The 14,841-nt window shown below is 37.7% G+C and carries 13 protein-coding genes; 10 read left to right on the top strand and 3 right to left on the bottom strand.

From position 1 onward, the window contains the following. Positions 1-215 precede the first annotated feature (215 nt). Positions 216-1,208 (top strand): zinc-binding dehydrogenase, encoded by a 993-nt coding sequence (locus ACH6EI_RS25330; RefSeq protein ID WP_028414326.1) that lies wholly within the window; start codon positions 216-218, stop codon positions 1,206-1,208. Positions 1,209-1,305: 97 nt separating this feature from the next. Here the strand turns inward: ACH6EI_RS25330 and ACH6EI_RS25325 are convergent, their stop codons facing one another. Next, the gene (locus ACH6EI_RS25325) at positions 1,306-2,886 is read right to left on the bottom strand and encodes a lactate permease LctP family transporter (protein WP_028414325.1); all 1,581 of its coding nucleotides are present in this window, start codon (positions 2,884-2,886) and stop codon (positions 1,306-1,308) included. A 62-nt stretch (positions 2,887-2,948) separates the two neighbouring features. Beyond that, positions 2,949-3,905, bottom strand: a complete 957-nt coding sequence (locus tag ACH6EI_RS25320; RefSeq protein WP_098112833.1) for an L-lactate dehydrogenase — start codon at positions 3,903-3,905, stop codon at positions 2,949-2,951. A gap of 333 nt (positions 3,906-4,238) precedes the next feature. On the opposite strand from ACH6EI_RS25320, the gene ACH6EI_RS25315 reads away from it, so the two are divergent. Beyond that, positions 4,239-5,114: a cation diffusion facilitator family transporter gene (locus tag ACH6EI_RS25315; protein ID WP_108674380.1), complete on the top strand. Its 876-nt coding sequence runs from the start codon at positions 4,239-4,241 to the stop codon at positions 5,112-5,114. 141 nt (positions 5,115-5,255) lie between these two features. Further along, positions 5,256-7,274, top strand: coding sequence for a methyl-accepting chemotaxis protein (locus ACH6EI_RS25310; protein WP_108674381.1), 2,019 nt, complete (start codon positions 5,256-5,258; stop codon positions 7,272-7,274). 37 nt (positions 7,275-7,311) lie between these two features. Here ACH6EI_RS25310 and ACH6EI_RS25305 read toward each other — a convergent pair whose 3' ends face one another. After that, positions 7,312-8,223, bottom strand: a complete 912-nt coding sequence (locus ACH6EI_RS25305) for an RluA family pseudouridine synthase (RefSeq protein WP_108674382.1) — start codon at positions 8,221-8,223, stop codon at positions 7,312-7,314. A gap of 155 nt (positions 8,224-8,378) precedes the next feature. Here ACH6EI_RS25305 and ACH6EI_RS25300 point away from each other — a divergent pair, with 155 nt between their 5' ends. The 7 genes from ACH6EI_RS25300 to ACH6EI_RS25270 all read left to right on the top strand — a co-directional run bounded on the left by ACH6EI_RS25300 (position 8,379) and on the right by ACH6EI_RS25270 (position 14,676). Continuing rightward, positions 8,379-8,771 (top strand): YhcU family protein, encoded by a 393-nt coding sequence (locus ACH6EI_RS25300; protein WP_013081630.1) that lies wholly within the window; start codon positions 8,379-8,381, stop codon positions 8,769-8,771. A gap of 340 nt (positions 8,772-9,111) precedes the next feature. Then, a complete protein-coding gene (locus ACH6EI_RS25295) occupies positions 9,112-10,104 on the top strand; it encodes a Gfo/Idh/MocA family protein (protein ID WP_028412595.1) in 993 nt (330 codons plus the stop codon). A gap of 259 nt (positions 10,105-10,363) precedes the next feature. Next, positions 10,364-11,158, top strand: a complete 795-nt coding sequence (locus ACH6EI_RS25290; RefSeq protein ID WP_033580669.1) for a SurA N-terminal domain-containing protein — start codon at positions 10,364-10,366, stop codon at positions 11,156-11,158. A 189-nt stretch (positions 11,159-11,347) separates the two neighbouring features. Further along, positions 11,348-12,118 carry a L,D-transpeptidase gene (locus tag ACH6EI_RS25285; RefSeq protein ID WP_098999429.1) on the top strand — a complete coding sequence of 257 codons (771 nt, stop codon included), beginning with the start codon at positions 11,348-11,350 and terminating at the stop codon, positions 12,116-12,118. A gap of 139 nt (positions 12,119-12,257) precedes the next feature. Continuing rightward, positions 12,258-12,398, top strand: coding sequence for a hypothetical protein (locus ACH6EI_RS25280; protein WP_165573913.1), 141 nt, complete (start codon positions 12,258-12,260; stop codon positions 12,396-12,398). Between the two features lie 71 nt (positions 12,399-12,469). Then, positions 12,470-14,008 (top strand): carbon-nitrogen hydrolase family protein, encoded by a 1,539-nt coding sequence (locus tag ACH6EI_RS25275; protein ID WP_013055260.1) that lies wholly within the window; start codon positions 12,470-12,472, stop codon positions 14,006-14,008. A 113-nt stretch (positions 14,009-14,121) separates the two neighbouring features. Continuing rightward, entirely contained in the window at positions 14,122-14,676 is a 555-nt protein-coding gene (locus ACH6EI_RS25270; protein ID WP_033580667.1) for a glycerol-3-phosphate responsive antiterminator, read from the top strand. The last annotated feature ends 165 nt before the right edge of the window (positions 14,677-14,841 follow it).

Raw genomic sequence — 14,841 nt, 5'->3', positions numbered from 1 at the left:
TCCAAACCGATTTTTCTATTTTATATTCGTTTTGTTACAAACAATCTTTTTTGTAACAAATCTGTAATAAAAGAAGCTGAATACTTTTAGGATACAGAAAAATAAAGATAAAACGGTGAAAAAGCGATTTTAAAAGTTTGTTTTCCTTTTTTTGGGGCATATTTCTTTTGCGGTTTTGAGCTTTTTAGTAGAGTAGATTAAGAGGAGGCGAAATCATGAAAGCCATTATACATAGTGAGAAAAGCGGTATAGCAGGCATGAATTACAGAGATCTTCAGGAGATGCCCCCTGAAAGAGGAGAAGTAAAAGTAAGGTTAAAAACAGCAGGTTTAAACCGGAGAGATTTATTTGTTATGAATAATCGAGGCAAAGGAGATAAGCCGTTTATTCCCGGTTCAGACGGTGCAGGTATTATAGAAGAAGTGGGAGAAGGCGTAAAAGGTTTAAAAATTGGAATAGAAGTGATCATTAATCCAAGTCTGGAGTGGGATCGTATAGAGGACATTCCGTTTACGCCTAAAATTTTAGGTGGTCCATCGAATGGAACGTTTGCAGAGTATGTAATCATAAAAGCGGATAATGTTGTGCAAAAGCCGCCTTATCTATCTTGGAAACAAGCGGGAGTTCTTTCATTATCAGCTTTAACTGCGTATAGAGCTCTCTTTACAAAAGGGCAGTTAAAAAAAGGAGAACATCTACTTATTCCTGGTATAGGGAGCGGAGTCGCGACTTATGGCTTGTTATTCGCAAAAGCTATCGGAGCTGACGTAACGGTTACTTCTAGAAGTGATGAAAAAAGAAAGCAAGCCCTAAAGTATGGAGCTGATTATGCATTAGACAGTGGAAGTAACCTAAAAGAAGAAATCAACGATAGAAAAGTAGATATCATACTTGATAGTGTGGGGGCAGCTTTATTTCCGACGTATTTTGAAATACTAAAGCCAAATGGAAGAATTGTTAATTTTGGTGCGAGTTCTGGAAATGAAGTTGAATTGCCTCTAAGAACTATTTTTTATCCTCAATTCAATATACTTGGCACATCTATGGGAAGTCAGGAAGAATTTGTGGACATGATGGATTTTATAGAGAAACATCAAATTAAACCAATCGTCGATAGATTCTATCCGCTGTCAGAGGCAGCTGCAGCTTGCGAACGATTAGATAAAGGAAAACAATTTGGCAATATAGGTTTACTTATTTCAGAATAAAAAAATCCCCGGCGCTAACTGGAGACTTTTTTATATAATCAAACGTTTGTTTAAATGAAAGAAACAAGGTAATAACAGGATTTTTAGAAGTTTTTTATCATAACCACCAAGCCAATAAAAAGGTAACAAATCCTCCTAGTATCAAAAATCCCATGCTGTATTTGAGCGTGTATTTAAACAGTTCACCCTCTTTTCCAGCTAAACCTACTGCTCCAGCAGCGACAGCAATTGATTGAGGAGAAAGCATTTTAGCCATCACGCCGCCGGCAGTATTAGCCGCTACGAGAATAATTGGCAAGACATTAATTTGCTGAGCTGTAGTTAGCTGCAAGTTGCCGAACAGCGCATTATTCGATACGACAGACCCCGTTAGAAATACGCCAATCCAGCCAAGAAATGGAGATAAAAATGGAAAATAAGCAGCTGATGTAGCGAGTGCCAATCCAAGTGTAGAGGACTGTCCTGAATAATTTGAAATAAAAGCAAAAGCAATGACCATCATAATCGTCATAATAGGTCTTGATAGTTCTTTTACGGTTTCCAAAAGAGTGGTCCATGCCACTTTTGCCGATACGTTAAGCAAGAAAACTGAAAGGATACAAGCGATAAGAATTGCCGTACCTGTTGCTGCAAATAAGTCTATTTTTAAGACAGCAGCGTAAGGCGTAGGATCTTTTACTAAAGGCGCTGCTTTAATTACGTGATTGTGTAAAAATGGGACGTTAATAAGCAGGTTCAGATGTTCAAGCGCCGTTTTGACAAAAGAAATGCTCCAAGCCGTAACGAGTATCGTTAATAGAATAAAAGGAGACCAAGCCTTTAAAATTTGTTTTGGTGACAGGCTGAAGCTTTTAGCTGCTGCCGAGCTTGTTCTTTTAATATAAAAAGCAAGAGCAAGCAAACTCACAATAGAAGATGTGATATTTGGAAGTTCAGGGCCGATGTATGTAACAGTTAAATACTGCGTCAGTGCATAGGAAATGGCTGTGATGCTCGTTGCTTTCCATACGTCTTTTAATCCTTTTATCCCATCCATAATAAAGACAAGTAAAAAAGGGATAAGAAAAGAAATAATCGGAAGCTGCGTGCCAAGAAAATGAGCAATTTCTTTTGGATCAATGCCAGATACTTGTCCTGCGACAATGACAGGAATCCCCATGGCGCCAAAAGCTCCTGAAGCTGTATTAGCAATTAAGCATAGCGCCGCTGCTTTTAACGGTTTGAATCCAAGTCCAACTAGAAGCGCTGCTGTAATGGCAATTGGAGCTCCAAATCCTGCTGCTCCTTCTAAAAAAGCATTAAAGGAAAAAGCAACAAGCAGCATTTGCAAGCGGGGGTCATCGGTTATTGAAATAATAGATTGCCTAATGGTAGTAAACTGTCCGCTTTTGACAGTTAGCTTGTATAAGAACACCGCGCCGATAATAATATAGCTGATGGGCCAAAGTGCATACAAAAACCCATAGCCTGTGGCTCCTAAGACCATTGAGGCAGGCATATCATAAAAATAAATAGCAATAATCATAGAAAGAAGTACCGTAATACCAGCAGCAATGTGTCCTTTTAATTTCAAAAGAGTTAAAGCAATAAAGAAAAAGATGATGGGGATGAGTGCAATTAGTGCAGAAAGCCAAATATTATTTAACGGATTATATACTTGAGTCCACGTCATATTCATACACCTCTACTACATATTTAAAACAAGGGAGCGGGGGAGTCCCCCGCAAAAATCTTTTGATGTTACACAAAAGCTCTGTCGCGAGTTTGCTTAAGAATGCTAGCAGAGTGCTCGAGCTGCTGCTGTTCGTGAGGAGTTAAATTCAATTCAATAATTTGGCGCACGCCGTTTTTATTAATGATAGCCGGCACGCCGATATACACATCAGAAATACCGTATTGTCCTTCTAATAAAGCAGATACCGTTAAAATAGAATTTTCATCATCTAAAATAGCCTTGGTGATGCGTACAAGTCCCATCGCAATTCCGTAATAAGTCGCTCCTTTTCGATTAATAATATGGTAAGCCGCATCGCGTGTTTGTTCAAATAGATGCTGCATATCCGGCTCTTTTTCAATAGCAGCAGTATTGATAAAATGTTCGAGCTTCACACCGCCAATTTGCGCGTGGCTCCAAACAGGAAATTCCGTATCTCCATGTTCCCCCATAATATAAGCGTGGACGTTGCGAGAATCTACTTCAAAATAGTCGCTTAACAAGTAGCGGAAGCGAGCTGTGTCAAGAATCGTTCCTGAACCAATTACTCGTTCGTTTGGTAATCCTGATACTTTTTGTGTAACGTGTGCGAGAATATCAACTGGATTTGTTGCCACTAAAATGATGCCGTCAAATCCGCTGTTCATAATATCTTTTACAATGCATTCAAAAATTTTAACGTTTTTTTCAACTAGATCTAAGCGCGTTTCCCCTGGAGCTTGATTAGCGCCCGCTGTAATAACTACTAAATCAGCGTCAGCGCAGTCTTTATAATCTCCAGCCCAGATTTTCATCGGTGTGGAAAATGGCATACCGTGATTGATATCGCGTGCTTCACCTTCCGCTTTTTCTTTGTTCATATCGATTAACACTAATTCATTGGCAATACCTTGATTCACCATTGAAAAAGCGTAGCTTGAGCCAACAAAACCAGTTCCGATAACAGCAACTTTTCGTGTTTTTGGTGTAAATTGTGTTTTCATTTGTATCATCCTTTGAATTTTATTTTGTGATGTTTTTCACAATGTTAGTGTAACAAGAATAAATACCCTCGGCTGTGATAAAAATCACACCCTTTAAAAAATAGTAAACAATTTTACAGGGCGATTTAAAAAAAGGGTCCTTCTACATGAAGTGCCACATTTAGAAAGATCTCAAACGTTTAAAGTGTTGAGTAAAGGCAACTTGTTTTGCAGAAAGCTAAAGAGTTTAACATTCTCTATTTGTATGTTAACAGCCAATAATGTTTCTATAGACCCACACGAAATCCATTTGTTACACTAAGTTTGCTTATTTTGAATAAAGGAGTTGAAGGGATGGAGAACTACTATGAGCAAGCCCAAAAAGGCGCTTGGGTTAGTATCTTATCATATATCTTTTTATCAGCATGTAAACTTATTATTGCGGGTGTCACCGCTTCCTCTGCATTAAAAGCCGACGGTCTTAATAATGTTACAGATATTATTGCATCAATTGCCGTCTTAATCGGCTTAAAAATCTCTAAAAAACCTCGTGATAATGATCATCCCTATGGACATTCCAGAGCGGAACATATCTCTTCACTTATTGCTTCTTTTATCATGATGGTCATTGGACTAGAAGTATTGGTCGATGCGGGTCAGTCATTATTTATGGACAAATCTGAAGCGCCTAATTTACTGGCTGCTTGGGTAGGTCTTGGAGCGGCTGCTGTTATGGGTGGTGTCTACCGATATAATATTAAGCTTGCTAAAAAACTTGATAGCCAGTCTTTATATGCGGTTGCTAAAGATAATTTGTCTGATGCACTTGTGAGCATAGGGGCTGTTGTGGGAATTTTCGGCTCGCAATTCGGCTTGCCCTGGCTGGACGTGGTAGCTGCTTTTGCTGTGGGAATTATTATTTGTAAAACAGCCATCGAGATTTTTAAAGAAGCGGCTCATTCTTTAACGGACGGATTTGATGAAGAAAAGTTAGGACACTACAAAGAAAGCATTGGGCTTGTAGAAGGGGTAAAAGAAGTAGAAGATGTGAAAGCGCGCAAGCTTGGTAATCAAGTCGTGATTGATGTAACTGTTAAAGTAGATCCTCATTTAAATGTTATTAAAAGCCATGAAATTGCTGATCAAATTGAACATATGATGAACGATGAGCATCAGATTAAAGATACGCTTGTTCATATTGAACCTGATGCATACGAAAAGCAAAAATAAAACCAGCACGTTCTTTCGTTATGAAAGGATGAGCTGGTTTTATTTTTGGGGAAATTTGAAATAAATCACAAAAACTTCTTCAAAAGTGAAAATGAAAAGCCGTTATTAGTAATATAAAGATTTTTGTAGAAGGGTGAGGGAATGAAGAGGTTAAGTGCAAAACTCGTAGTATTTTTTAGTATTTTTATAGCTATTTTATTATTAGTTGTTTCAGGGGCTGTTTATCAATTTACCAAAACACAAATAGAAAAAGATGTAGAAGTTCAGTCTCAAAGTCAAGTGAAAGAGTTAAGAGAAACGATTCATACGTACTTAGACATGTATAGTCGTTCTTTGCTGACGTATAGTGAAAATGATGTAATTGTTAATTTTGTTAAGCAAGAAGGAGATCAAACAAACCAAGAGAAAAATCCGTATTTTACATGGAACACAGTTCAAAAAGAGTTTACACAGTTTAAAGAAAAGTATCCTAACTTAGTACTTGAATACATAGGCACAAAAAATAAAGGAATGTATTCTGTTCCTAAGCAAGAGTTTGGTTCAAACTATGATCCGACTTCCAGGGTGTGGTACAAACAAGCAGTAGAATCACCTGATGAGGTTGTTTACACGGATCCATATGAAGATGCAGCAACGAAAAAGACGGTTGTGACGATTGCAAAGGCTATTTTAGATCCAGATACTAAAAATGTGCTGGGCGTTATAGCTACTGATTTAGACTTAGATGCATTAAAAAACATTGTAGGTAAAGCAGAAGTAAATCACGGTGGATATGCATTTTTATTTGATCAAAATGGCACAGCGCTCGTTCATCCAACAGAAGCTGGAAAAAATTTAATGAATCAGCCATTTATGAAAAAAATGTACAAAGCAGACCGGAATAAAGATTTCATGAAGTATACCTTTCAAGGTGAAGAGAGAGTGATGGCATATGATACTCTCGAAGGAACGAATTGGAAGATAGGAAACGCCTTTATTTATAATGAAATGCTCTCAAGCGCTCATCATTTACTGAATGTGATTGTCTGGATTGCGTTAATTGGCATCTTATTATCAGTGGTGTTAACCATCTTTTTCTCAAGAATCATTACGAATCCGATTCGCCGCTTGAAAAACGAAGTAGCCAAAGTAACAGCTGGCGATTTAACAGTTCAGGTTCAGACGAAGTCAAAAGATGAAATTGGTGAACTTACTCATTTATTTAACGATATGGTAGCTAAAATGAAAACATTGATTGGCACGGTTCAGACGTCTGTTGAGACAGTAAAAACGTCTGTTGAAGACTTGAGTGCTGTATCTGAAGAAGCAACTGCATCCAGTGAAGAAATTGGCCGGGCTATCCATGAGATTGCCAGCGGCGCCACGCAGCAGGCTTCTGACGCTGACTCTACTAATCACAAAACGATGAGTTTATCTTCACAAATTGAAGAAGTCATTGAACAAAACGCCCAGATTAATAAAATGACGATTGAAGCTGTAACCATCAATGAAAAAGGCTTAAAACAAATGCAGCTGCTTCGCAACCAAACTACCGAATCATCTCAGACGATTCACGGTGTTCAAACGGTAATGGAAGAGTTAACAAGTAAGATGAAAGAAATTGAATCTATTATTTTTACAATTAATAGCATTTCAGATCAGACAAATTTACTTGCACTAAATGCTAGTATTGAAGCAGCTCGTGCAGGAGAACATGGCAAAGGATTTGCGGTAGTAGCTGAAGAGGTACGAAAACTTGCTGAACAGTCCTCTCAGGCTACTGAACAAGTTCGCCACACGATTGCAGCGATTCAAGGGGAAGTCGCGGCTGCTCGTGAAGAATGCAACCGGACAGAAGAACTTTCAAAATCTCAAGACTTTGTGGTAGGAGACACAGAACAAGCTTTTCGTGAAATTGCTACTACCATTGAGCAGGTGGCAGCGGCTGTCGAACATGTAACAAGCAGCATGGACAGCATTGATGAGCATAAGGAAGACGTGGTAGCGGCCATTCAAAGTATAGCAGCTATTGCACAGCAATCAGCAGCAGGAACGGAAGAAATTACGGCTTCTACAGAAGAACAAATTAGAGCTATTTCTACTGTTTCTCAATCGGCTGAACATTTGCAAGAGATTAGTGAAGAATTGGCGAACTTGATTCGTCAATTTAAAATTAAATAAAAAAGAGCGCCAATAACATATTGGCGCTCTTTTTTATTTAATAGGAAAACAAGTTGCTGTACGGTAAAAAAACCTGCTGATCTGGAGGTGCAACAGCTGACACGCGCTGATGTGTAAACGGGTGTATAAAAGAAAGCTTAATGGCATGTAAAGCTTGCTGCTGATCTTTTAATCTCTTTCCGCCATAAAGCGTATCACCAAGTAATGGATGGCCGATGTGACTCATATGAACACGAATTTGGTGAGTGCGTCCGGTTTCTAGTGAAAGGTCAATAAGCGTTTCATTTTTGACCTTATTGCGCTTTAACACCCGATAAGATGTTTTGGCAGCTTGTCCCGTTCTAGATACTCTTCTTCTCGTGGCGTGATGGCGATCGCGTCCAATAGGTTCATTAACGATTCCTTGCTCTTGTTTCATGAGTCCTTGGACAAGAGCAACATAAGTCCGGTCAATTTTACGTTCAGCCAGCAGCTGGTCAAACACAGAGCTTGCTACAAAATGCTTCGTGAATAAGATAGCACCTGATGTATCGCTGTCCAAACGGTGAACGTGTCTAGGCTTTGTTTTGAGGCCTATTTTTTGAAAATAAGCAGCTACAGCATTTAAAAGAGTTTTTTGGTCCTGCTCTGATGAAGGATGAGTATTTAGGTTTATTGGTTTGTTTACAATTAGCACGTGTTCATCTTCAAACAAAATCTCTATATTAACATTGTAAGGTGTTATTTCATCAAGTTCTGCTTCAAAAAAAGGGAGTGACACTCTATCATTTTCCTTAAGAGTGTTCCTCCATGGTAAAGGTTCACCGTTTATAAGCACATTTTTATTCATCCGAAACTGATGCAGCGTTTTTTTAGGAATACGCCATTTCGTTTTTAAATAATCTTCAATTGTTTGCCCTGCATCATTTTTTGCGATTTTATCTTCTAGCCATTGGCCGTGTATACTCATATTTAATCCCTTCCTTACATACTAGTAAATATCCTTTAATCTTTAAAAAGAACTTGTAAATAATTAGGAGGAAATAACTACCTGAAGTTCTCGTTTTATGTTTATGTTATGCTAAATAAAGAGACATAAGTTAAGAGAAAAAAGGGGGGGTAACCATGAAAATTGCCCAAGCAGCTCCGCCAGAAATGGAGAATTACATAGAAGAGTTGACTGAACAGCTTCGCTATGACTTGTTACCTCGGTATGTATCTGTAGATAAGCTTAATCCTGATGAATTATTAAATCCAGATTATTGTACAGACCATTTATATAATGGCTTACTCGATGAAGCATTGCAAGTCATTAGTAGCCTTCAGACAATAATTGCCGTAATTGAAGCGATTCAACATCGGCCGATTGAAGAAAGCGACTGCGAGCAATTCGAAAAAAATATTGCAATTTTAAAAAAATACGGGTTTTTATTTCCTGTTTCCATTGAGTGTTTTGCAAAAGAAAACAATTTGATTACGTATTCGTATGAATCGTTTTATAATTCATACATAAATTAAAGAGGCTGGGAGAAAAGTATTTTAGCCTAAGTGAAAAACGAACTATTGATCAGCAATTTTGATGAGTGGTTCGTTTTTTTATGGTGAATACAACTTCATCTGTTTCGTCCTTCCAGCAGTTGATTGAAGGGCAAGGCGAAGCCTTGCATGGAAATCAACGGCGGTGTCATAAGCGGTTCAGTTCATGTATCTTATTTGTTCGTCTTTAGGTTGGATTCATTTAGTTCTTTACCGGCCTCTTTTTAATCATATATTTCAGACTTCTATTGGACATTCAAAAAGAGCTTGTGATATGGTCAAACTTGTATAAATCCATCAAAAAATAAATAGGAGCGAAAACATGACAAAAGCAAAATTATGTTTTATCGGTGCAGGCTTTCACGCATCAACGAACATTTACCCCTCTGTTATTGAAGCGGGAGCAGAAATTAAAGCAATTTCCACACGCAGTATCGAAAGATCAAAAACTGCTCTTCAACGATTTGGGAGCAGCGGTACGCCGTACGATGATTATAAGAAAATGCTAAAGCAAGAAAAGTGCGATGGAGTAGTGGTTGTGGCACAGCCTGAAGATCATCCTGCTTTGGTGCTGGATTGCATTCGAGCAGGACAAAATGTTTATGTGGACAAGCCTTTGGGGATGAATGAAAGAGAAGCAAAAGAGATTTCAGATGCTGCTAAGCAAGCTGGCGTAAAAGTTATGGTAGGTTTTATGAAGCGCTATGCGCCTTGTTATATGAAGTTAAAAGAATTAATTGAAGAAGGTAGCCTAGGAAGTGTCCGTTCATTTCAAGCAAGATTTGCTGTAGACAGTACCCCTTTTTGTAAAGATGAAGAGCAGTTTATGAAGCTTGCTGCCATACATATTGTTGATCTCGTCCGTCACTTGTTCGGCGAAGTCGTTCACGTGACAGGGTTCAGAAATAATCATGGTGAATATATTTCAAATAGTATTTCGCTGAAGTTTGACAATGGCACTGTAGGGAGCCTGTATTTTACTGGCATGACAGCATGGTCTCGAGAAAGTGAAAACTTATTAGTGACATTTGACGATGGCTTTGCTTTTGTTGACGAAATAAATTCATTAACTATTCACGAATCCCAGACTTTTGATGAATTACCGTGGAAATCATTAAAAGAAAACGATCGTGTGTTTACACCTTCTGCTTCACCGATGTCGGGAGCTTATCGAGATCTTTACCTTCGTGGTTTTGTTGGAGAGATGGCTCATTTTATTGAGTGTTGTACAAATGACCAAGAACCTCTTTCCAGTGGGAGCGACAATGTAAAAACGATGAGATTATGTGATCAAATACTGTCATCTTTAATGTAAAGAAAGCTTTAAAGAAAAGAATGTACGATGAATAGCTTACTGTAAATTATGTAAATCATACTAAATAATGTTATGATTAGACAGGTCGTATAAACGAAAGCATTTACCTTTCATAAGATTACAAAACGTTTCAATCTTATTACATATGTTTAAAATTAGCCTAAATGGTTTCTTTTTACGCCTATATCATATACAATGCCCCCTAGATGATTTTTTCGAATAGCTAATAATCGTTTGGGATTATGAAAGGAGATTAATCATGAGAAAACTGATGTATACATTGCTCATTGGGTTAATTGCTGCAGCTTTAACAGCTTGTGGTTCAAACGATGATGCAAAGCAATCAAAGAACGATGATCAAAAAACTGCACAAACTGAGAAGCAAAAAGAGGCTCAGGAAAAGCAGGAAAAGCAAGCAAAAGAAATGCAGAAGAAATTAGATAAACAAAAAGTAGATGAAAAGAAAACCGTAGCAGTTGTAAACGGTAAAAAAGTTTCGGGTGAAGAATATAATGCAGCCCTGGCTACATCACAAAATCAGTACCAACAAATGGGACAAGACCCAACTTCTAAAGAAGCAGCTAAACAAGTAAAGCAGCAAACAATTGACAATTTAGTAGGTCAAACGCTGCTATTGCAAGAAGCTGAAAACAAAGGCTATAAAGCAACTGATGAAGAAGTAAATAAAAAGTTAAAAGAAACGAAAAAGCAGTTCAAAACAGATAAACAGTTCAAAGCGGCTTTAAAAGATGCAGGAATCACTCAATCACAATTAAAGTCTGAGCTGGCTGACAGCATTAAATATCAGCAGTACGTAGATAAAGATATCCAAACACCTGAAGTAACAGATAAGGAAATTCAAGATTATTACGATCAATTTGCAAAACAAAGCCAAAGTCAAGCAAGCGGCAGTAAAGAACAATCTCAAATGCCAAAGCTTGAAGACGTAAAGCCTCAAATTAAGCAGCAGCTTGAACAACAAAAGAAACAAGAAGCATTACAGAAAAAAGTTGAAGAACTTAAGAAAAATGCAAAAGTTGAAGTGAAGCTTTAAATACAAATGAAACGGCCCTTTAAAGGGCCGTTTTTTTGTTATGTACATTTATTGCTTCTTGTCAGTAAAAAGGGTTGCGTGAAAGATTTTAATGTATTTTGACTTATAAGGTAAAAAGTGTTCTGATGGTTTGCCTTTCATCCTATACTTTTCTTATATAGATATAAGAGAAATTGGGGGAGTCGATAAATGAAAAAGGTGGCTGTTTTTTTTGTTGGGCTTGTTTTTTTACTCGCAGGGATGGGTCTGACAGGCAATGCTTCTGCGGCGTCAAATCAACTTATTATCATTAATAAATCTACTAACACCCTTGCTTTTTATAATGGAGGAAAATTAGTAAAGACGTTCAAAGTTGCGACAGGGAGGCAGATGAGTTATACACCAGAGGGTACTTTTAGCATTGTGAATAAAATTAAAAACCGGCCTTATTATAAAGACAACATTCGCGGAGGAGATCCTAGGAATCCACTAGGTGATCGCTGGCTAGGATTAAATGCGCGCGGAACGTATGGTACCACGTACGCTATTCATGGAAATAATAATCCAAGTTCTATCGGAACCTACGCAAGTTCAGGGTGCATTCGTATGTATGATGAAGAGGTACGCTGGCTGTTTGACCGCGTTCAAACCGGTACAAAAGTGGTTATTGGTCAATTTCATTCTCAAAGTTTTGATTCAATCGCTATTAAAAACAAATACAAAATAAGCAGTACTCCAGTTGCCCAGAATCTTTGTAAAACGAAAAAGCTCTCAAAAGGCCAAATTGGTTTTGTAACGATTCAATCACCGATGGTTTTGTTAAAAGAAGAACAAGGAAAATGGGTAAAGATTCGTACGTTAAATCGCGGTGAACGTTACAATGTATATAAAATAGATGGCATTAAAGTCTCTTTAGGACCAGGATTTATTGAAAATTACCCTAATAAAAAAACATCCATAAAATTAGATATTTGCAAATAGAAAATGAGGCTGGGACAAAAGTATTTTAGCCTAAGTGAAAAACGAACCATTGATCAGAATTTTGATTCTTGGTTCGTTTTTTTTATTATGGTGAACGCAGGTTTCATCTGTTTCGTTCCTTCTAGCAGTTGATGGGAGGATGAAGACTCCTGCGGCAGCCCGCGGAAAGCGAAGTCTTGCACGGAAGTCAACAGTGGTGTCACAAGCTAATGTATCCATTTGTTCGTCTTTAGATTGGATTTATTTCGTTATGTCTCACCCTCATTTTTTGAATTTTTAATAATGTTTATTATAATAAAAAACAGGGAAACTAATTGCCTAATGAAGAGAGAGAAAGGGTTGTTTGAGCGTATGTCTACAATAGACTTATCAAAATTCGAGAAAAAAATGATTATTCGTAACATCAAACCGGACGATATAGATGAAATTTTAGCACTTCAAAAGCTATCATTCCCCGGAATGGATCCGTGGAAAAAAGAACAGCTTGAAAGTCATCTGGCCATTTTTCCAGAAGGACAAATATGTGCAGAGTACGACGGGGAAATTATCGGATCTTGTTCCAGCTTGATTGTGAACTTTGATGAGTACGATGATCAGCATACGTGGGACGATATTACAGACGAAGGATACATTACAAATCATAACCCGGAAGGCTACAATCTGTATGGAATTGAAGTAATGGTTCATCCAAAGTATCGCGGCATGAAAATAGGACGCCGCTTATATGAAGCGCGTAAAGATTTAGCACGTGAATTGAACCTTAAAAGTATCATCATCGGAGGAAGAATTCCTAATTACCATAAGCATTCAGCTGAAATGTCGCCTAGAGAGTATGTAGAGCAAGTTATTCATCATAAAATTTATGATCCAGTACTATCTTTTCAGCTAATGAACGGATTTACGCTTATGCGTATAAACCCTGGTTATCTTCCTGATGACCTAGCTTCTAATAAGTATGCAACGCTGATGGAATGGAACAACGTAGATTATGTTCGCCGTTCAAAACGCCATTTTAAAACATCATTCCCAGTGCGTATTTGTGTTGTTCAGTATATGATGAAACAGATTAATTCATTTGAAGAGTTTGCAACACAGGTAGAATATTATACAGATGTTGCTTATGATGCAAAAGCCGACTTCTGCGTATTCCCGGAAATTTTCACAACTCAGCTCATGTCTTTCTTGAATGAAAAAATTCCAAGCAAAGCGGTTCAGCGCGTAGCAGAATATACGGAAGAGTACATTGAGTTATTTACTAACTTAGCGGTTAAATATAACGTAAATATTATTGGAGGATCCCACTTCGTCGAAGAAGATAATGGAGATATCTTTAATATTGCCTATCTATTCCGCCGAGATGGAACAATTGAAAAGCAGTACAAAGTGCATATTACACCTAATGAAAGAAAATGGTGGGGAATTAGCCCAGGAGATAAAGTTGAAGTGTTTGATACAGATTGTGGGAAAATTGCGATCCAAATTTGCTATGACATTGAATTTCCGGAGCTTGCTCGTATTGCTACAGATAAAGGTGCAAATATTATTTTTACACCATTCTGTACGGAAGATCGTCAAGGCTATCTGCGCGTAAGATACTGCTCTCAGGCTCGTGCGATCGAAAACCAAATTTATACGGTTATCGCAGGTACGGTTGGAAATCTGCCTGAAACAGAAAATATGGATATTCAGTACGCTCAGTCTGCTATTTTTGCACCGTCTGACTTTGAATTTGCACGAGACGGTATTGTAGGAGAATGTAACCCTAATATTGAAATGGTGGTTATTGGAGATGTAGATTTAGAAATTCTTCGTCGCCAGCGTCAATCAGGAACGGTTCGTCAATTAAAAGATCGACGCCATGACGTTTACAATATTAAATATAAAAAATAACGCAGTTTCTAAAAACATCATGCAAATGCATGGTGTTTTTTATTTCAACTTTTGCCATAATAAAAACTATTACAATGAATTTTGTGGACTAACCATGGAAAAGAGGGGAAAACATGAGTTTTCATGGACAATCGGTATTACCCGCTGTTCGAGATATGAAGCAATTGGAAAATTTTTTAGTAAGCAATTACGAGTACGGAGTTCTTTTAGACAATCAAGTGGGCATGCTAAAAGGAATTATGAGAGAGGTTCATAAGCATGAAAAAAAGCTAATCATTCATTTAGACTTAATTCATGGCTTAAAGCACGATGAGTATGCGGTTGATTTTTTGTGTCAGGAGTTTAAGCCTGCGGGGATTATTTCGACAAGAACAAACGTCATTTTAAAAGCTAAACAAAGAGGAATCTATGCCATTCAACGGGTCTTTTTATTAGACAGCACGGCTTTGAAGAAAAGCTACGAGTTAATGAAGAAAGTAAAACCCGATTATATTGAGCTTCTTCCTGGAATTGTGCCCACTTTAATCCAAGAAGTCAAAGCTGAAACAGGCATTCCGGTGTTAGCCGGAGGTTTAATACGAACCGAAGAAGAAGTTCGTAATGCTTTAGGAGCCGGGGCTTCTGCTGTTACAACATCAAATAGAGAACTGTGGAGTATTTCAACTTAAAAAAACTGTTTGACAACGCTTTCATCATCTAGTAAACTTCTAGATAAGTTAATAGTTGTGAGGGAGAATAGGAGATCCACGGTATAGCCTTTTAATGATTTTATTAGGGGGATGTATGGTGGATTTTCTTATTTTCTTGTAACGTTAACCGTGTTTATACAAAGG

Origin of the sequence: Priestia sp. JSM ZJ58 (genome assembly GCF_044383985.1) — a bacterium.
GTDB classification, from domain to species: domain Bacteria; phylum Bacillota; class Bacilli; order Bacillales; family Bacillaceae_H; genus Priestia; species Priestia zanthoxyli.
Note: the sequence above shows the minus strand (reverse complement) of the source record. Positions and strands in the feature narration are given on the sequence as shown.

What these genes read in the sequence shown, in the direction of transcription:
- ACH6EI_RS25330 (WP_028414326.1), top strand. Translation starts at nt 216, where the DNA reads ATGAAAGCCATTATACATAGTGAGAAAAGCGGTATAGCAGGCATGAAT.
- ACH6EI_RS25325 (WP_028414325.1), bottom strand. Translation starts at nt 2,886, where the DNA reads ATGAATATGACGTGGACTCAAGTATATAATCCGTTAAATAATATTTGG.
- ACH6EI_RS25320 (WP_098112833.1), bottom strand. Translation starts at nt 3,905, where the DNA reads ATGAAAACACAATTTACACCAAAAACACGAAAAGTTGCTGTTATCGGA.
- ACH6EI_RS25315 (WP_108674380.1), top strand. Translation starts at nt 4,239, where the DNA reads ATGGAGAACTACTATGAGCAAGCCCAAAAAGGCGCTTGGGTTAGTATC.
- ACH6EI_RS25310 (WP_108674381.1), top strand. Translation starts at nt 5,256, where the DNA reads ATGAAGAGGTTAAGTGCAAAACTCGTAGTATTTTTTAGTATTTTTATA.
- ACH6EI_RS25305 (WP_108674382.1), bottom strand. Translation starts at nt 8,223, where the DNA reads ATGAGTATACACGGCCAATGGCTAGAAGATAAAATCGCAAAAAATGAT.
- ACH6EI_RS25300 (WP_013081630.1), top strand. Translation starts at nt 8,379, where the DNA reads ATGAAAATTGCCCAAGCAGCTCCGCCAGAAATGGAGAATTACATAGAA.
- ACH6EI_RS25295 (WP_028412595.1), top strand. Translation starts at nt 9,112, where the DNA reads ATGACAAAAGCAAAATTATGTTTTATCGGTGCAGGCTTTCACGCATCA.
- ACH6EI_RS25290 (WP_033580669.1), top strand. Translation starts at nt 10,364, where the DNA reads ATGAGAAAACTGATGTATACATTGCTCATTGGGTTAATTGCTGCAGCT.
- ACH6EI_RS25285 (WP_098999429.1), top strand. Translation starts at nt 11,348, where the DNA reads ATGAAAAAGGTGGCTGTTTTTTTTGTTGGGCTTGTTTTTTTACTCGCA.
- ACH6EI_RS25280 (WP_165573913.1), top strand. Translation starts at nt 12,258, where the DNA reads ATGAAGACTCCTGCGGCAGCCCGCGGAAAGCGAAGTCTTGCACGGAAG.
- ACH6EI_RS25275 (WP_013055260.1), top strand. Translation starts at nt 12,470, where the DNA reads ATGTCTACAATAGACTTATCAAAATTCGAGAAAAAAATGATTATTCGT.
- ACH6EI_RS25270 (WP_033580667.1), top strand. Translation starts at nt 14,122, where the DNA reads ATGAGTTTTCATGGACAATCGGTATTACCCGCTGTTCGAGATATGAAG.